The sequence below is a fragment of the Aphanothece sacrum FPU1 genome, from assembly GCF_003864295.1.
GTDB lineage: Bacteria > Cyanobacteriota > Cyanobacteriia > Cyanobacteriales > Microcystaceae > Aphanothece_B > Aphanothece_B sacrum.
In genome coordinates this window covers 188,264-205,873 of the sequence record NZ_BDQK01000013.1, presented here as the reverse complement: position 1 = coordinate 205,873, position 17,610 = coordinate 188,264, and the positions used below count along the sequence as shown (strand labels likewise).

Genomic DNA, 17,610 nt, shown 5'->3' with positions numbered 1-17,610 from the left:
CTGAAACCCTTGCTAGATATAGATTGTACTCATAGCGATCGCCTGTGTCAAACCAAGGCGATCGCTATGATAAAAAAATAGATAGTGAACTGTATTAATAGGGAAGACAATGATTAAAATAAAAAGAGAAGGTTCAAAAAAAAGAGTTGATTAATGTCAAACAAACGTCCGATAAAGGTTTTAAATCGTTGTGGTTTTGGCTTTAGTAATTTTTATAATTTTAAGAAGAGAAGCTTATCATTTTGGAACTTATCTAATAATTTAGCATAAAACGATTCAGGTAACAGGGGAATAAGCAAAGCAAAATTTTCAGGTTTAATAGTTTTTACGCCTAATAACTCAACTCCTACTATATTATCATCTTTATCATAATCAACAATAATACCGTCAGCGATTTCTTCAGAGTCTAAAACAGTTTTATTCTCAATACGAAAATAGGCTGCATCAACTTCTTGATCATAATCAACATAAAAAGTCATTCTTTATACCTCCTGTCAAAAAATACTGTAACTACTGTAATAGGTTCAGTATTTGGATTATAAACTACCCTTAAAGCCCGATTTCCAAACTCAGGAATACGTTTCCAAACACGGATAGTATTAGTTCTATTATCTCTATCAGAATAATCTGGAGTAGTTAATGCACGATTAATCCATTCTTGCAGAATTTGGGATCTACCTGTTTTGTTCAATTCATCGGTTGCGTGTTTAGAGAGAACGAAATCCAACGAAATTACCAATCCTTTAATTGAAAGTTAGGCTTTACTTATTGATTGTATCTCGCATAGAGAATCGACGCAAAGAATGGTTATTTAATACTCTGATTGCTGCAACGCCGAAATTTACTCCTTTTCATGATCCGATGTACTTATACTGAAGGAACTTCAATCAGGTGGGCAATGCCCACCCTACTTATTATGCTAACACTAATTGCTTTTTCTCCTCCTCAATAGGTGCAGTTAATGCTTCCTCTAATGGGGCTTTTCCTAACCTTTCCTCTAAAATTTTAAGCACTTCTCGTCCAAAATCATTAGGATTTTGTTGCCATGCTTGTAAACAAACTTGTCCAAAAAATGAGCCTAAAGGTTCAGGGTTCCATAACAACTTTTTGGCTGTCCAAGGCATTAAACTCATAGGGTTATATCCCGGTTTAAGTATATTATGTTCAAACGCATATTGCTCTAAATGGGTATGAGGTTGTAACCCAATAAAAAAGATCGCAGGTTCAACTTTATCCACCCCGAAAATATTCTCTAACTCTCGATGATAAGCGATGGTTTGACGAATAGTATCAAAGGTTTCATCGATGACATTAAACGAATAATTAACCGACACTAAATCATTAAATCCTGCCGCTTTTAAATCTCGACAATTTTGTAATACTGTCCGCAAATTGTAACCCATTCTCATTTTACGAACTAATTCTTGTGAACCACTGGTAATACCAATTTCAAAATAATTCATTCCCGTTTTTGCCATCAACTTCGCTAAATTTGGGGTTAAATTATCAGCCCGAATATAAGCTGCCCAATGGACATCTTGCATCCCAGACTCAAGAATTTTTTCTAATAATTCCTCCGCATCCTTAATAAACTTACGGGCAGGAATAAATTGAGCATCTGTAAACCAAAAATTACGAATTCCCCGGTCATAAAGTTGGCGTATTTCCTTAACTACTTCATCCGCAGGATTAATTCTAACTTGCTTTCCTTCAACCACTGTGTAAACACAATAACAACAATTATGAGGACAACCCCGTTTAGTTTGTACCCCAATATAAAAGTCATTTTCTTGGAAATAATAGTTAAATTCTGGCCAAATAGTTTCGATATAATCGTAGTTACAAGCCGTCTTTTCTAAGGGAGTTGGTGCTTCATGAATTAACCGTTTACGGGGCGTTGTTTCTCCCACAATATAACATCTTTCATCCGAAAAATCTTGATCCCGTAATAATTTTTCTAGTAGGGTTTCTCCTTCTCCAACTGAGACAATCGTGCCTTGAGGAAGTTGAGTTTTCAATTGCTCATAAAACACACTAACTGCCCCTCCCCCAACCACTAAACGGGCTTCTGGATGGTATTTTTTAGCTCTGTTTAAACCTCGACGAATTAACCCTAAGTTACGCCATAATTCGCCGTAATAAGCTGTTGTAACCTTTAAACCCCCAAAAGCACCTCGTAACCGAATTAAGGGATTTTTAGCATAATAGAATTCAAAGGCATTTTGTAGAGGGTTTCCCCCACGTCCCCCAACTGGGGCATAAATTTGAATGTCTCGCCAAGAAAAAACGAGCAAAGTCGGTTTAAATTCGTCTATACAGTTATCTAAGGCTTTTTTGAAGTCAAGGGGAGGAACTGTTCCTAAATCTAATATTTTTTGTTCAATATCAGGGAACAATTTATGCACATGATCGGACAAATAGACAACACCAATGGGAAAAATGGGGTTACAGGGAAGGCGACAATAAAGAATACGCTGAGTCATCGTTTTAATCTCTTCTTAAATTGTAGTGGGGTCTGGTTTAGGGAGTATTTGGCGATCGCCAGTAAGTCAAGTTAGCTGACTATCAGTGATCCCAGGGGATCAGTTGTCTGATGAAATTGTAATATATCTTAACTTTAACTAGATTTCTGTCAGGTAGCAAGGTTGGGGATCACAGGAAATGGTGGTGTAACGATGGCCCATTGCCGTCTAAACTAGGAATATAGATAGATGATTGTCTATCTATTAATTGTCGTCTATTATACCATATAATGGTAATTATCCGCCATAGTTTGTAATAAAAATATTGAATGTAATATTGATTACAGCTAGTTGGGATCACGAAATGTTAAGGTATAGGAGAAATGAATAATCGGACTTCACTAATTGCTTCAACCATTATGTCCCAGATTTTTGATCCCCTCCCTAACGGACAAAGGAAAGAGTTCCTTTGCTGCTATGTAAACGCCACCAGTCAGATTCAAGTTGTTCGCATCACTAACGTCCCCAACTGGTATTTTGAGAGAGTCGCCTTTCCTGGCCAACGTCTCGTTTTTGAAGCTTTACCTGACGCCTTGTTGGAAGTTCATACAGGAATGATGGCAAGTGCTATTTTGTCGGATACTATTCCCTGTGAACGTCTTTGTATTGATGAAGGAGATAATGAGTTAGTAAAGGGTGAATTAATTACTGCTACTCTCCCAACTGCTCATAAACCTGTTATAACAATGAGTGAAAATAGCACTCATCATAAAATTTCCCCTTTAAAACCAGCTTTAGTTTAGAACTCTAGATAACCAGAATCAATAAATACCCAAAACTCTGTTAAAGTTGCTCTTAAGGGCAGCTTTTTTTTTGGTTCTACCGGACAAGTTATGCTTTATTATTACAAATAAAGGACTTTAGCTCGTTCATAGTTAAGCTATACAAAACAGGCAAGATGCGGCGTTCCACATTTATAATTTAGTCCACGAAGGTGGACTTTGTTTCTATAGGATAAGGCTTTAGCCTTTTATTAATTATTAGTTTAGCATAGTTTGTCCCGTAGAACCGTTTTTTAGTGAGAATCATTGATTTATGTAAAAAACCCGCCCCTACGAAGTTTATGTAATTAATTTTGTTTACCTACTTTGACTTTTCCATAGTTAGGATGATAACAAAATCTTATATTTCGTAGTGGTGTGACACATCTAAAAGAATTTCTTAGTTGTCATCTTATCCGAAACATCCTCGAAGCAATCTCTAGATTTATTGCAACATTTTAGCTGCGTCAATCTAGTAGAATGGGTTATACGGGGCAATAATTTTTTATCCCCATCGTAACCCAGCAGTTTAAATATTGTAGCTCATACTTAGAAAATGGTAGACTAGCATTAGTTGTTAATGAGGAGTCATTAACTTTGAATTTACCTTCTTTTCTTTGGCTTTGGAAAATTGCTGCTTGGTCAATGGGTTTATCTTTGGCGGCCTATGTTTTGTTGGCAATATTAGGAGGATGGATGTTTTATGGTCGCACCACTAACCAGATGCGTCCTCAATGGGTGAGAAACCTACATTATGGGATCGGGATCATTATGGTGATTTTGGTCTTATTATTGCTAATAATTGGCTTAGTAGGAACTTTAGGTCATTATGGAAGTTTGGGTCATTCTTTTCATTTAATCGCTGGATTATTGACCGTTGTTTTAGTGTTAATTTCTGCTATTAGTGCCACTCAAATTAATCCTGAACGTCCTTGGCTGCGATCGCTTCATATTGGGACTAATATTATATTGTTTGTAGGTTTTATGATAGTTAGTTTTACCGGGTGGACAGTGGTGCAGAAATATTTACCTTAGCATTATGATTAAATTTAACGAATATGGCAAAAGTAAAAGTTTTTTATGAACCTGAATAAGTCACTTCTTTTCATACTAGTTCAAAGTAGTGATGTTTTTTGGATAAAAACATGATGTCAAATTTAGCAAAACTTATAGATTATCCAAGTTGGCTAAAGCATTGCTTATGTATTAAGCCTCTTGCTTTAGCCTCTGCTACTGCGGCGATCGCGTTTATGGGTGTGGTTACTTCCGCATCAGACGCTCAAGCTGCACTAATTAATGGCAGTTTTGAAACCCCAGACCTTGGTAATAGTTCAGCAGATATTATTACCCTTGGTAATAACATTCGTTTTGCTTACTCAGCTGTTTCTACTGGTAGTGGTAACCGATCAGTGGGTAACTTCCTTGATGCGGCTGACTTTGGTGTGGGAGTGGGAATTGTTCCTGAACCTTTAACCATGTTGGGTGCTGCAACCGCCATCGGATTTGGTGCATCCTTTAAGCGTAAGTTAGCTAAGAAAAAACAAGATAAAGCTAATAAAGCTTAAGTTGTAACTTAATGTGGGGGTATGATTAATATATCCTCATATTAGGATCAAGGAGATGTTTATGGATAGATCTTGTAGGGTGCGAAAACGTGCGTGTAACGCACCTTGTTTATTTTAATTTGGAATAAAATGAAAAGAGTAAAATATAAAAACCATCTATGCCGAGGAAAATTCGAGAATTTAAAGCGCAAATTGCCAGTGAAGGATTTGTTTATTTACCCAAAAGAGGTAAAGGGAGTCATGAACGTTGGCAACATCCTTTAATCAAAAAAAACTTAACAATTCCTGGCAAAGATGGGGATGATGTTCCCATTTATTTAGAAAAACAACTCACTAAATTACTCATTCAATTGCAACAATTAAAGGAGAATGAAGACTCATGAATCAGTATAGTATGCTTATTCAATGGTCAGAAGAAGATCAGTTATTCTTGGTAACAATTCCTGAATTTTCTGAACAAGTTATTATGCCTTGTACTCATGGAAAAACTCGTGAAGAAGCGATTCGTAATGGAGAAGAAGTCATTAAAATGTATCTAGAAGCATGGCAAACCGAAGGTAAAACGATTCCTATCTAAAATGCAAAAAGAGGACTCCCGCTACACCGCCTAAGCGGTTAGCGGTGAGATGAATTTTTGCCAACAAATAAACCGACCGTAGGGAGTCCTTATTTCTTAGGGGAATTTTGGTTTTCAACATAATTTTTAAGTTGTTCAACAGTTACGCCACCACAACTTGCCACAAAATAAGAGCCTGTCCAAAAATAAGGTTTTCCATAAAAGTATTTCTTAGACAAGTCAGGGTTTTCTTTTCGTATCAACCTACTACTAACAGTTTTTAAATTACCGATTAAAGTAGATAAAGGTTTATCGGGTTTGTAGTCAATGAGCAAATGAACATGGTCGGACTCGCCATTAAATTCTAGTAATTCACAATCCCATTTATTTAAAGTGTCTTTAAAGATTTCTTGAAGTCTAGACAGTATAGGTTCACTGATAGCCTGTTTTCTGTATTTAACGACAAAAACAATATGAGCGTTAAGTCTGTAGACCGATCTAAATCCATGATTGTAAGCGTTTGACATATTAAAGCGTTAAGTGTTACACTGGCTAATGTAACACAACAGGTCGAAAGCCGTGTTAAATGTCTTAAAAGTCAGAATTTATCCAAATCAGCCACAAGAAATTGCCTTAAATCGAAATTTAGGCTGTGCAAGATTTGTGTATAATTTTTACTTAAATAAGACTAACAATCAGTATCAAGAAACTGGGATTGGGATGACTTATTGCCAAATGGCAAAAGACCTAACTCAGCTAAAAAAGCTCCCTGATTTTGAATGGTTGCAAGAATCAACGGCTGCCACCTTACAACAGGCACTCAAAAACTTAGAAGCTGCTTTTAAAAATTTCTTTTCTAAAAGGGCTAAATTTCCTAAGTTTAAGAGTAAATATAAACAACAATCAATCCGTTACCCTGAAGGTTGTTCTCTTAATAACAACGGTTTAAAGCTCCCAAAACTGGGGATTGTTAAAGCTAAACTTTCAAAAGAGATTTTAGGAAAGATTAAGTCAGTGACAGTTTCAAAAACAAGTACAGGTAAATATTTTGCCTCTATTTTATTTGAATCTGACGATTTAATCATCAATAAAACCTCTAAAGTCTCAGGAATTGATTTAGGCTTATCTAGCCTAGTGACAGTCTTTGATGGTGAAACAACTTATAAGGTTGACCCAATTAAACCAACTAGAAAATATGCCAAACGATTAAAAAGGAGACAACAGAAATTATCTCGTAGAACCAAGGGTTCTAACAACCGTAGAAAAGCGATTAAAGAAGTCGCTCTTGTTCACGAAAAAATTACTAATACTAGACAAGATTTTCTCCACAAACTCTCAAGAAAGCTCGTTGACGAAAACCAAGTCATTGTAGCAGAAAACCTTTGTATAAAAGGATTAGCGCGTACCAAATTAGCTAAATCAATACTTGATGCTGGATTTGGTATGTTACTAAACTTCTTAAGCTACAAGCTAGAAAGAGAGGGGGGGAAACTTGTTCAAGTTGACAGATTTTATCCAAGTACAAAAACCTGTTCTTGCTGCGGATTCAAAAATAATTTGATAAATTTAAGCATCAGAGATTGGGTTTGTCCTAATTGTCAAACTCACCATGACCGAGACGAAAACGCAGCTAAAAATATCAGAGCAGAAGGATTAAGAATACTGTCAATAAATACCGCCGGACAGACGGAATTTTAAGCCTGTGGAGAGTGAATAAGACTCGCTGGTACTTGTATTAGAAAGCATCGCTCGTTGAATCAGGAATCTCCCGCTACACCGCCCAAGCGGTTAGCGGCGAGAGTGTCAAACCAAAAACCTTACAAATTGCCTAATGATTCTGTTAGGAGGTAATTTAATGTCCGAGATTATACTACGATGTCAGATGAAGCTTTAAGGGAATACTTTTTAGTGCGATCGCTGACGAGTGTAGAGTGCGAAAACGTGCGTGTAACGGGCCTTAATTATTTTTTACCGAGAAGCTTGTCATACTCAGCGTGCGATCCCACCCAGAACCACACTATTTTCTGTTCGTCAGCTTTCATCACTCCCACGGCACGCCATCCGATTCCGATTCTGACTGACCAAATGTTCTCTTTAGGCTTAACTTCTTTAAATTCTAAACTGGGATGGAATGGATTTTGTTGCCAGAGTTCGTAGTTCTTTTTGGCAGTTTCCTTGATTCGTGGCGGTAATTCCGCAAAATTTTGCCGAAAATCCCTAGTTCTAGACGATCTCATTATTCCTCACCAAAACCTTTTTCTTCTGTTTTCCCTTCTAGGTCTTCAATTAATGCTGATTGAGCCATTTTTTGAAAAATATCTAGGTTAATATCGGAATTTGCTAAGGTTTTCTGCCATTTTAGTTCATTCTCAATATCTGTTAACAGTTGTTGAGCAATTTCGTCTTGGAGATACTCGGAAAGCTGTTGAGCTTCTTGGAAGGCTTTTTGTAACAGTTTAGTCATGGTTTTCTTTGATAAGTCAAAAAACTTTTAGCTTTAGAATCATTATTTCATACATCAGAGCGAAGATTTCTCCAAGCTTTATAATTAGTTTTAGGGGTTGCCTGATTTTGTTTAACTCGCTCTAGCAAATTAGGAATTGCCAAAAGTTCTTGGGTTGCTCTAGCACAGCTATATGTGTCTGGTGATTCTTGAGCCTTTATCGGGTAATTATCTTTTGTATTCATGCCTTGTCCTGACAAAAAATGACGCTACACATCTAAATATTAATATTAATCAATAAATCAATGTCTATCTAAAATGCAAAAAGAGGACTCCCGCTACACCGCCTAAGCGGTTAGCGGTGAGATGAATTTTTGCCAACAAATAAACCGACCGTAGGGAGTCCTTATTTCTTAGGGGAATTTTGGTTTTCAACATAATTTTTAAGTTGTTCAACAGTTACGCCACCACAACTTGCCACAAAATAAGAGCCTGTCCAAAAATAAGGTTTTCCATAAAAGTATTTCTTAGACAAGTCAGGGTTTTCTTTTCGTATCAACCTACTACTAACAGTTTTTAAATTACCGATTAAAGTAGATAAAGGTTTATCGGGTTTGTAGTCAATGAGCAAATGAACATGGTCGGACTCGCCATTAAATTCTAGTAATTCACAATCCCATTTATTTAAAGTGTCTTTAAAGATTTCTTGAAGTCTAGACAGTATAGGTTCACTGATAGCCTGTTTTCTGTATTTAACGACAAAAACAATATGAGCGTTAAGTCTGTAGACCGATCTAAATCCATGATTGTAAGCGTTTGACATATTAAAGCGTTAAGTGTTACACTGGCTAATGTAACACAACAGGTCGAAAGCCGTGTTAAATGTCTTAAAAGTCAGAATTTATCCAAATCAGCCACAAGAAATTGCCTTAAATCGAAATTTAGGCTGTGCAAGATTTGTGTATAATTTTTACTTAAATAAGACTAACAATCAGTATCAAGAAACTGGGATTGGGATGACTTATTGCCAAATGGCAAAAGACCTAACTCAGCTAAAAAAGCTCCCTGATTTTGAATGGTTGCAAGAATCAACGGCTGCCACCTTACAACAGGCACTCAAAAACTTAGAAGCTGCTTTTAAAAATTTCTTTTCTAAAAGGGCTAAATTTCCTAAGTTTAAGAGTAAATATAAACAACAATCAATCCGTTACCCTGAAGGTTGTTCTCTTAATAACAACGGTTTAAAGCTCCCAAAACTGGGGATTGTTAAAGCTAAACTTTCAAAAGAGATTTTAGGAAAGATTAAGTCAGTGACAGTTTCAAAAACAAGTACAGGTAAATATTTTGCCTCTATTTTATTTGAATCTGACGATTTAATCATCAATAAAACCTCTAAAGTCTCAGGAATTGATTTAGGCTTATCTAGCCTAGTGACAGTCTTTGATGGTGAAACAACTTATAAGGTTGACCCAATTAAACCAACTAGAAAATATGCCAAACGATTAAAAAGGAGACAACAGAAATTATCTCGTAGAACCAAGGGTTCTAACAACCGTAGAAAAGCGATTAAAGAAGTCGCTCTTGTTCACGAAAAAATTACTAATACTAGACAAGATTTTCTCCACAAACTCTCAAGAAAGCTCGTTGACGAAAACCAAGTCATTGTAGCAGAAAACCTTTGTATAAAAGGATTAGCGCGTACCAAATTAGCTAAATCAATACTTGATGCTGGATTTGGTATGTTACTAAACTTCTTAAGCTACAAGCTAGAAAGAGAGGGGGGGAAACTTGTTCAAGTTGACAGATTTTATCCAAGTACAAAAACCTGTTCTTGCTGCGGATTCAAAAATAATTTGATAAATTTAAGCATCAGAGATTGGGTTTGTCCTAATTGTCAAACTCACCATGACCGAGACGAAAACGCAGCTAAAAATATCAGAGCAGAAGGATTAAGAATACTGTCAATAAATACCGCCGGACAGACGGAATTTTAAGCCTGTGGAGAGTGAATAAGACTCGCTGGTACTTGTATTAGAAAGCATCGCTCGTTGAATCAGGAATCTCCCGCTACACCCCCCAAGCGGTTAGCGGCGAGAGTGTCAACAAGAACCGTCCAGCGATTATTTTGCGGGAAATGCCCCCCTATAAGTATCTTTTGGTTTGTGGCATTAGTACCCAGTTGCATCAGCAAGTTCCTGATTTTGACGAAATTATCTCGCCCTCTGATACAGACTTTATTACCAGTGGTTTGAGAGCAGAATCTTTGATTAGGCTGGGGTTTTTAGCGGTGTTGCCCCGTCGTAATATCATCGGTTCCATCGGTTCGATTTCTCCAGAGCGACATCAACGCTTGCTGAAAACACTCGGTGATTACCTAATATATTTGTAATAATCTGGAAATTTTGTTAAAAACCCGCCCCTACCCGCTTTTTTAATTAAAATTTCCAAATTGAAAACAGCGATCGCCCTAAAATAAATCTCACAAACAAGGTAAGGTAAGAATAGCGGGGTGAAATGAATTAGAAAACATGAACGCAACAAACGATATTATCATCATTGGCGGTGGCATCATTGGACTAGCGATCGCAGTCGATCTTAAACTAAGAGGTGCGTCTGTCACCCTCTGTAACCGAAATTTTCCCCAAACTGCTAGTCTTGCGGCGGCCGGAATGTTAGCCCCCAATGCCGAAGAATTACCCCCCGGCCCCATGTTAGACTTATGTTTAAAGTCTCGCTGGTTATATCCTGAATGGGTTCGTAAACTGCAAGATCTCACCGGACTCGATCTCGGTTATAACCCTTGTGGTATTTTAGCCCCTGTTTATCAATTACCCTCAGAAACGTCCAAAAATACCTCAACTGGCCAATGGTTAGACAAAACTGCTATCCGTCTCTATCAACCAGAGTTAGGGGATGATATCGTCGGGGGCTGGTGGTATCCTGAAGATGGACAGGTAGATAACCGTCAAGTGGTTCAAGCTTTACGTCAAGCGGCCCAAAGTTTAGGGGTCAATCTCCGAGACGGTGTAAACATTCAAACCATACAACAAAAACAAGGTAAAATAACCAGTCTTCTCACCTCGGAAGGGGAACTCGAAGGGCAAACCTACGTCATAGCTAGTGGGTCTTGGGCAAGTCAAATATTACCTTTACCCCTACGTCCCATCAAAGGGCAAATGTTAGCCGTAAGGATGCCTCAACAACCAGAAGGACTATTTCCCCTGCAACGTATTTTATATGGGCCGCAAACCTATCTTGTCCCCCGACGCAACGGACGGTTAATTATTGGGGCAACCTCTGAAGATGTGGGATGGACTCCCCATAATACTCCCCAAGGTATTCAAACCCTCATAGAACGGGCAAAACGTTTATATCCAGCGATCGCTAATTGGCCTATTGAGGAATTTTGGTGGGGATATCGTCCAGGAACCCCCGATGAATTGCCCATTTTAGGACAATATGGCTGTGATAACTTAATTTTAGCGACGGGACATTATCGTAACGGTATTTTACTTGCACCTGTTACTGCCTCTCTTATAAATGATCTGATTATTAACCAAAAAGCTGATCCTCTCCTAGATGGGTTTAAAGGCGATCGCTTTTACACTCAACCCATTTCTACCCCTATTCCCCTAAAGATGACTACATTTAATAATTATGCGGTTCCCCAAGCTATTAATGGAAATAACCTCGACCTTTCCCCCACAGATGAATTAGTGATCGCTGGCCGCAAATTTCATTCCCGTTTGATGACAGGAACAGGTAAATATCCTAGTATTCCTATCATGCAAGAAAGTGTCGCCATCAGTGGTTGTCAAATTGTCACGGTTGCGGTTAGACGAGTACAAACCTTAGCACCTGGACATGAAGGGTTGGCGCAAGCTTTAGATTGGGGTAAAATTTGGATGTTGCCTAATACTGCTGGTTGTCAGACAGCAGAAGAAGCTATAAGGGTGGCCCGTTTGGGTCGAGAAATGGCGAAATTATTAGGACAGGAAGACAATAATTTTGTCAAGTTAGAAGTGATCCCCGATGCTAAATACTTATTACCTGATCCTATCGGAACCTTAGAAGCGGCAGAACAGTTGGTTAAAGAAGGCTTTGCGGTTCTTCCTTATATTAATGCTGATCCTCTCTTAGCTAAGCGTTTAGAAGGGGTAGGATGTGCAACTGTGATGCCTTTGGGTTCTCCTATTGGTTCAGGACAAGGCATTCGTAACGCCGCCAATATTGCTATTATTATCGAAGAAGCTAAAATTCCTGTGGTGGTTGATGCCGGGATAGGAACCCCTAGTGAAGCCTCTCAAGCGATGGAAATGGGGGCAGATGCAGTGTTAATTAATAGTGCGATCGCTTTGGCTAAAAATCCGGTTTTAATGGCTAAAGCCATGGGAATGGCCACAGAAGCGGGACGCATAGCTTATTTAGGGGGACGTATTCCTGTTAAAAATTACGCGATCGCTAGTTCTCCTTTGACTGGAACTATTGTTTGACATCCACCCGCCTTCACAGATTTATACTGTTCGGGTCTTATGGTCGCGACCCAGACTGCCACCGCAAGCCCTGCGGCCAAAATATTGCTACTGGCGTTTACATCACGGTCATGGACTATCCCACAATTAGGACATTCCCATTCACGGATATTTAACGGCAATTTATCCATTATATGAGTGACATTTAAGATAGGGCGAACGACGGGACTTGAACCCGCGAGTGGTGGAACCACAATCCACTGCCTTAACCACTTGGCTACGCTCGCCATTGTCCTTCGTCAGTATAACATAGTTTTGTTTTGTTGATCATTCGTTAAACTAAGTTTAGTTAAAGTAAGTTAACCTAACAATCACAATCAATTAGCAGTGAAGGAAAATGGAAGCGTTACACTTTGTAACCGTCGTGGGGGGATTGGCCTTAGCTGGAATTGGAGCTTGTATGGCAGTCACGAACCCAGGACAACCTGATTATGAAAACTATGCGACAGAGGCCCTGACGGTTTATCTCAAACAAGAAGTTTGTCCTCAAGCTCAAGGGGAACTTGGAGGGTTTCTCGTTAGTTATTGTAAAACGCTTGTAGATACCGGGCGGCCTCATATTGAGAACTTAATTACTAAAACTACCAATCGCCATAACTATCTTTTGTTTAGTATCTACGAAACTGAATTAATGTTGCCCTCTCCGGTTCCTAATTATGAGTTTGAAACCATTGGGGCTTTTCAACAATTTTATACCTATCAGGCTGAAGAATTTTGAGTCAGTAACAAATAACCCCAGGGATAACCTCCTGGGGTTGCGTCAGATAAATCAATCAAAAGGGACAATTAATCCCCTGAAAAGGAATTTACACATCATAATACAGTGCAAACTCATAAGGATGAGGACGTAACCGCATGGGGTTAACTTCATTATCCAATTTGTACTCAATCCAGTTTTCGATAAAGTCTGTGCTGAAAACTCCCGTATCTGTTAAGAAAGAATGATCGTTTTCGAGACACTCTAAAGCTGCTTCGAGAGAACCAGGAGTAGAGGGAATGTGACTTAATTCTTCTGGGGTGAGATCGTAGATATCTACGTCTAAAGACTCACCAGGATCAATTTCGTTCTTAATTCCATCCACAACAGCACAAAGCAGTGCTGCAAAAGCAAGATAGGGGTTACAAGTAGCGTCAGGACAACGGAACTCGAAACGTTTTGCTTTAGGATTTTTACCAGATAGGGGAATCCGTACTGATGCGGAACGATTTCCTTGAGAATAAGCTAAATTAACGGGTGCTTCAAAACCAGGCACTAAACGCTTATAAGAGTTAGTGGTAGGATTAGTTAATCCTAACAGTGCGGGAGCGTGTTTGAGGACACCACCGATGGCATGAAGTGCCATCGGACTCAAATCTGCGTAACCATTACCCCAGAACAAAGGTTGTCCCGCTTTCCAGATAGACAAATGGGTGTGCATCCCAGAACCATTGTCATTAAACAAAGGTTTAGGCATGAAAGTTACGGTTTTACCATATTTCTTGGCCACGTTTTTAATGACATATTTGTACGTCATCAAATAATCTGCCGCTTCTACTAGGGTGGCAAAACGGAACCCTAACTCATTTTGACCGCCTGTAGCTACTTCGTGATGATGTTTCTCAATGGGAACCCCACATTTGGCCATAGTCAACAGCATCTCCGTCCGCATATCCTGCATCGTGTCTGTGGGAGCTACGGGGAAATAACCTTGTTTGTAACCTGGTTTATAACCTAAGTTACCGCCTTGTTCTTCTCGTCCACTATTCCAGCGTCCTTCAACACTGTCTACATAGTAGTAGCTTTGATTTTCAGTTTGATTAAAACGAACATCATCAAAGACAAAAAATTCTGCTTCTGGCCCAATGAAAACTGTGTCACCAATTCCTGTAGTTTTCAGGAATTCAACCGCTTTCTGAGCAATGGTACGAGGATCACGGCCATACCATTCTCCTGTACGAGGTTCCTTAATACTACAGACCATGCTTAGGGTTGGTTCTTCGTAGAAAGGGTCAATCCAAGCCGTTTTCGGGTCTGGAACCATACACATATCAGATTCATTGATGGCTTTCCAACCCCGAATACTCGAACCGTCAAACGGAACTCCCTCTACAAAGGAATTTTCATCAATCTGATTGTGGAAAAAAGTACAATGTTGCCAAATTCCTGGCATATCAATGAATTTTAGGTCAATCATCTGAATGTTGTTGTCTTGAATCATCTTCAAGATTTCTTGGGGCGTTTCAGCCATGGATAGACTCCTTATTAGACAGATGTATATTTAGTCTCAAAAAATTCATCCTACGGATAGGTTAACTTAATTTTTGTAGCCTTTGATACGGATTATCCGGTTTAAATCTGTAAATAATCCTAAGTTTTATTTATAAATTATGAATTATGAATTATGAATTATGAATTATGAATTATGAATTATGAATTATGAATTATGAATTATGAATTATGAATTATGAATTATGAATTATGAATTATGAATTTGGGCATGGCGTGTTAGAAAATGTCTGTGGAGATGATCTGGCGGGGGTAGCAATGCCTAGTCAAGAATCTGTGAAGCAGAAACTCTTAAGTGCGAATTTAAGAATCCCCAGTGGAGGGCAACGCTTAACGGTGGGAGTATGTCAATGTCCAATTAAATCAATAACTGCATTAATTAAAGTATCGTCATGAAAACTACTTTTTGTCAGATAATAATCTGCTCCTGATTCTAATCCTTGTAATCGATCTTCTTCTCGATCTTTATAAGAAACAATAATGACTGGAGTTGATTTTAAATGAAGATTACTTTTAATATTATTAACTAATTTGATGCCATTCATTCGCGGCATATCAATATCACTAATGACTAAATCATAATTACCCACTCTAACCGCATTCCATCCTTCCATTCCATCAACTGCTACATCAACAACATAGCCTTTATTTTCTAATAATTTACGTTCCATTTCTCTAACGGTAATAGAATCATCAACTACTAAAATTCTTTTTTGTCCCTTTGTCCAATTAGTTTCTTCATGAGTATTAACTTGATTAATTTGAATATTAGCTAATAATTTATCAAGTGATCGTACTAAATCCAAAACATCTAAAATTAAAATAGGTGAGCCATCTTCTAATAAAGCGGCTCCACTAACATCTTGAACTTTACCCAAGCGAGGATCTAAAGGACGTACTACCAAATTTTTTTCTCCTAAAAAGCGATCAACTACCAATCCATAACGATTCATTTGATCACTAACTATCACAATGGACAGAGGATCAGAGGGAATAGTTTTAGCGGTTAACTCTAGGACTTGAGCAGCTTTTACTAAGCCAATATTCTGCTCATTTAAAGTAAAATATTGTCGGTTTTCTACTGAATTAATTTCTGTTAATTTTAAATTAATAATTTGATCAATACGAGACAAAGGAAACGCATAAGGTTCCCCTGAAATTTCTACTAATAGAGTTCTAATAACCGATAAAGTTAAGGGTAATTGAAAATGAAAACTTGTCCCTTTTCCTGGTTTAGAAATAGCTTGTAAATTGCCGCCTACTTCTTGAACCATCGTTTTAGCAATATTTAAGCCAACTCCCCGTCCAGAAATTTCTGTTATTTGATTCGCTGTAGAAAAACTAGGTAAAAAGATAAATTCCATTAACTCAGTTTCATTGAGTTCTTGAGCCATTTGTTGGGTAACTAATCCCTTTTCGACAATGGATTTACGCAATTTTTCTAAAGAGATTCCTTTACCATCATCAGAGACAGTAATTAATAACATTCCAAAACGGTGAGCAGCCTCAAGATGAATGGTACCCTCCGGTGATTTTCCTTGTTCAATGCGTTCATGAGGAAATTCAATTCCATGATCAATTGCATTGCGTAAAATTTGGGTTAAAGGAGCTTCTAATTTTCGGAGAATATCCCTATCTACCATAGTTGATTTACCAACAATTTCTAATTTAACCCGTTTATTTAATTGTCTAGCTAAATCCCTAACCATGCGAGGAAAACTACTTACTCCTTCCTCAAAGGGACGCATATGACTAGCAATAACTTCTCGATAAAGACGATCCGATAAATTAGCTGATCGATAAGAAAATTGTTCTAAAGCACTCAAGCGATCGCTCAAAATAGAACGACATTCTCGCTCTTTATGAAGTACCTCATTCAAATAAGTTTCTGTCTCTTTATTAACCGCTACATGAGATAAACTAATCTGTAATTGTTCGAGTAATTTTGAAAGTTCTAATTGATTTTTCTTCAGAGCAATAAACGATTCAGATAAGGGAACTAAAGCCGTTGCTTCGACTAAAGATTCTCCTGCTAATCCCATCAAACGATTTAAGTTATCTGAACTTACCCGTACAAAACGATCTTTTGAAGAACTATTACTAGAAGATACCAAAGAAGTTGATAAAGAATCTTCTCCCTCAGAAGTGGATTTAGGAGAACCAGAAATATTGAAATCCTCAGACTCATATAATTCTTCTTCTACCCAAGCGATGACAGGTTCGGGTGTCTGAGAGGTTTTCTGTAAAGCTGAGTCAGGGTTAATGGTTAATCCATCAGTAGAGAGACTCACCCCTAATGGAGTAGATTCATTGGTTAAATTTGAGTCGTCATCGTCTTCAGGAAAGATATCATCTAAAGAAATCTGAAACTCAAGGGGATTTTGCTCAATATCAGGAGTTGGTCTTACTTCTTGGGTTTCTGGTTTTTTTTGCTCTTGTTGTGGTGTTGATGGGGGTTCAGATTTATCGTTAGTAGTGGTTTTTTCTTGTGGGCGATCGCTTTTACGTCTTCTTATGACAGAAGCGATATTTTCGATAATTTCTTGAGATTTAGCTTGATTTTGCTCTAACCAACTGGTTAAGTTATCCTGACTAACACGACTAATTTCTAATAAAAAATCTACCCCACTTAACAAATGATCAATCTGGTCTGATTTTAGATGAACCGTGCGATCCATTGCTCCCATAAAACAGTCTTCCATCACATGAGCAATTCTGACTGCTGGTTCAATTTGAACGATCCGCGAAGCTCCTTTTATGGAATGAGAAGCTCGCATTAGTGATTCTAGCAAGGAAATAGAGGCTAATCCTTTTTCTCCACCATCTTGCAGTTGATTTTCTAAGGTTAACAGGTTGTCGTTAAGGATTTCTCCTTGTGTTTCCACTTCCATGCTGAATAAATCCAGCATCGAGCAACTACTCAGATCAATATTGTCTTTCACAGATACCTGCTACATAAATTATA

20 protein-coding genes, 1 tRNA gene and 1 pseudogene are annotated in these 17,610 nt (G+C 38.0%); 10 read left to right on the top strand and 12 right to left on the bottom strand.

Features of this window, described 5'->3' with window-relative positions; all coding sequences use genetic code 11:
* Positions 1-212: 212 nt before the first annotated feature.
* The 3 genes from AsFPU1_RS11550 to AsFPU1_RS11540 all read right to left on the bottom strand — a co-directional run bounded on the left by AsFPU1_RS11550 (position 213) and on the right by AsFPU1_RS11540 (position 2,483).
* Positions 213-479 (bottom strand): DUF2283 domain-containing protein, encoded by a 267-nt coding sequence (locus AsFPU1_RS11550; protein WP_124975598.1) that lies wholly within the window; start codon positions 477-479, stop codon positions 213-215.
* The gene (locus tag AsFPU1_RS11545; protein WP_124975596.1) at positions 476-727 is read right to left on the bottom strand and encodes a DUF4258 domain-containing protein; all 252 of its coding nucleotides are present in this window, start codon (positions 725-727) and stop codon (positions 476-478) included. Before AsFPU1_RS11545 ends, AsFPU1_RS11550 begins: the two co-directional genes overlap by 4 nt.
* Before the next feature lie 187 nt (positions 728-914).
* Positions 915-2,483, bottom strand: coding sequence for a photosystem II high light acclimation radical SAM protein (locus AsFPU1_RS11540; protein WP_124975594.1), 1,569 nt, complete (start codon positions 2,481-2,483; stop codon positions 915-917).
* Between the two features lie 398 nt (positions 2,484-2,881).
* Between AsFPU1_RS11540 and AsFPU1_RS11535 the strand changes: the two genes are divergently transcribed.
* From AsFPU1_RS11535 to AsFPU1_RS11515, 5 genes are all read left to right on the top strand, one after another.
* Positions 2,882-3,265, top strand: a complete 384-nt coding sequence (locus AsFPU1_RS11535; RefSeq protein WP_124975620.1) for a DUF1830 domain-containing protein — start codon at positions 2,882-2,884, stop codon at positions 3,263-3,265.
* Between the two features lie 615 nt (positions 3,266-3,880).
* On the top strand, positions 3,881-4,318 hold the full coding sequence (locus tag AsFPU1_RS11530; RefSeq protein WP_124975592.1) for a DUF4079 domain-containing protein: 438 nt from the start codon (positions 3,881-3,883) through the stop codon (positions 4,316-4,318).
* Between the two features lie 110 nt (positions 4,319-4,428).
* Positions 4,429-4,848, top strand: a complete 420-nt coding sequence (locus AsFPU1_RS23560; RefSeq protein WP_124975590.1) for a PEP-CTERM sorting domain-containing protein — start codon at positions 4,429-4,431, stop codon at positions 4,846-4,848.
* Between the two features lie 158 nt (positions 4,849-5,006).
* Positions 5,007-5,231 carry a type II toxin-antitoxin system HicA family toxin gene (locus AsFPU1_RS11520; RefSeq protein WP_124975588.1) on the top strand — a complete coding sequence of 75 codons (225 nt, stop codon included), beginning with the start codon at positions 5,007-5,009 and terminating at the stop codon, positions 5,229-5,231.
* On the top strand, positions 5,228-5,425 hold the full coding sequence (locus AsFPU1_RS11515) for a type II toxin-antitoxin system HicB family antitoxin (RefSeq protein WP_124975586.1): 198 nt from the start codon (positions 5,228-5,230) through the stop codon (positions 5,423-5,425). The genes AsFPU1_RS11520 and AsFPU1_RS11515 overlap by 4 nt, the downstream gene beginning before the upstream one ends.
* A gap of 89 nt (positions 5,426-5,514) precedes the next feature.
* Here the strand turns inward: AsFPU1_RS11515 and tnpA (AsFPU1_RS11510) are convergent, their stop codons facing one another.
* A complete protein-coding gene (gene tnpA / locus AsFPU1_RS11510) occupies positions 5,515-5,931 on the bottom strand; it encodes an IS200/IS605 family transposase (protein ID WP_124973012.1) in 417 nt (138 codons plus the stop codon).
* 52 nt (positions 5,932-5,983) lie between these two features.
* Between tnpA (AsFPU1_RS11510) and AsFPU1_RS11505 the strand changes: the two genes are divergently transcribed.
* The gene (locus AsFPU1_RS11505; protein WP_227873431.1) at positions 5,984-7,102 is read left to right on the top strand and encodes an RNA-guided endonuclease InsQ/TnpB family protein; all 1,119 of its coding nucleotides are present in this window, start codon (positions 5,984-5,986) and stop codon (positions 7,100-7,102) included.
* Between the two features lie 263 nt (positions 7,103-7,365).
* Here AsFPU1_RS11505 and AsFPU1_RS11500 read toward each other — a convergent pair whose 3' ends face one another.
* From AsFPU1_RS11500 to tnpA (AsFPU1_RS11490), 4 genes are all read right to left on the bottom strand, one after another.
* Positions 7,366-7,641 (bottom strand): ParE family toxin-like protein, encoded by a 276-nt coding sequence (locus AsFPU1_RS11500; RefSeq protein WP_124975584.1) that lies wholly within the window; start codon positions 7,639-7,641, stop codon positions 7,366-7,368.
* The gene (locus AsFPU1_RS11495) at positions 7,641-7,868 is read right to left on the bottom strand and encodes a hypothetical protein (RefSeq protein WP_124975582.1); all 228 of its coding nucleotides are present in this window, start codon (positions 7,866-7,868) and stop codon (positions 7,641-7,643) included. The genes AsFPU1_RS11500 and AsFPU1_RS11495 overlap by 1 nt, the downstream gene beginning before the upstream one ends.
* 47 nt (positions 7,869-7,915) lie before the next feature.
* Complete coding sequence (locus tag AsFPU1_RS22645) at positions 7,916-8,092, bottom strand: hypothetical protein (protein WP_172957518.1); 177 nt, start codon at positions 8,090-8,092, stop codon at positions 7,916-7,918.
* Between the two features lie 161 nt (positions 8,093-8,253).
* Positions 8,254-8,670, bottom strand: coding sequence for an IS200/IS605 family transposase (gene tnpA, locus AsFPU1_RS11490; protein WP_124973012.1), 417 nt, complete (start codon positions 8,668-8,670; stop codon positions 8,254-8,256).
* A 52-nt stretch (positions 8,671-8,722) separates the two neighbouring features.
* Here tnpA (AsFPU1_RS11490) and AsFPU1_RS11485 point away from each other — a divergent pair, with 52 nt between their 5' ends.
* From AsFPU1_RS11485 to thiO, 3 genes are all read left to right on the top strand, one after another.
* On the top strand, positions 8,723-9,841 hold the full coding sequence (locus AsFPU1_RS11485) for an RNA-guided endonuclease InsQ/TnpB family protein (RefSeq protein WP_227873431.1): 1,119 nt from the start codon (positions 8,723-8,725) through the stop codon (positions 9,839-9,841).
* Positions 9,842-9,906: 65 nt separating this feature from the next.
* A complete protein-coding gene (locus AsFPU1_RS11480) occupies positions 9,907-10,236 on the top strand; it encodes a type II toxin-antitoxin system PemK/MazF family toxin (protein ID WP_124975618.1) in 330 nt (109 codons plus the stop codon).
* A 139-nt stretch (positions 10,237-10,375) separates the two neighbouring features.
* A complete protein-coding gene (gene thiO / locus AsFPU1_RS23375) occupies positions 10,376-12,340 on the top strand; it encodes a glycine oxidase ThiO (RefSeq protein WP_124975580.1) in 1,965 nt (654 codons plus the stop codon).
* On the opposite strand, the pseudogene AsFPU1_RS11470 reads toward thiO, so the two are convergent.
* Positions 12,298-12,525: pseudogene (locus tag AsFPU1_RS11470) on the bottom strand (zinc ribbon domain-containing protein); the annotation flags it as partial. The gene thiO and the pseudogene AsFPU1_RS11470 sit on opposite strands and share 43 nt — an antisense overlap.
* Before the next feature lie 8 nt (positions 12,526-12,533).
* Positions 12,534-12,606 (bottom strand) — tRNA-His (locus tag AsFPU1_RS11465).
* Between the two features lie 110 nt (positions 12,607-12,716).
* Between AsFPU1_RS11465 and AsFPU1_RS11460 the strand changes: the two genes are divergently transcribed.
* Positions 12,717-13,097 carry a DUF4359 domain-containing protein gene (locus tag AsFPU1_RS11460; protein WP_124975578.1) on the top strand — a complete coding sequence of 127 codons (381 nt, stop codon included), beginning with the start codon at positions 12,717-12,719 and terminating at the stop codon, positions 13,095-13,097.
* 88 nt (positions 13,098-13,185) lie between these two features.
* Here AsFPU1_RS11460 and glnA read toward each other — a convergent pair whose 3' ends face one another.
* Together glnA and AsFPU1_RS11445 are read right to left on the bottom strand one after the other, a co-directional pair.
* Complete coding sequence (glnA, locus tag AsFPU1_RS11455; RefSeq protein WP_124975576.1) at positions 13,186-14,607, bottom strand: type I glutamate--ammonia ligase; 1,422 nt, start codon at positions 14,605-14,607, stop codon at positions 13,186-13,188.
* A 385-nt stretch (positions 14,608-14,992) separates the two neighbouring features.
* Positions 14,993-17,554 carry a hybrid sensor histidine kinase/response regulator gene (locus AsFPU1_RS11445; RefSeq protein ID WP_172957407.1) on the bottom strand — a complete coding sequence of 854 codons (2,562 nt, stop codon included), beginning with the start codon at positions 17,552-17,554 and terminating at the stop codon, positions 14,993-14,995.
* Between the last annotated feature and the right edge of the window lie 56 nt (positions 17,555-17,610).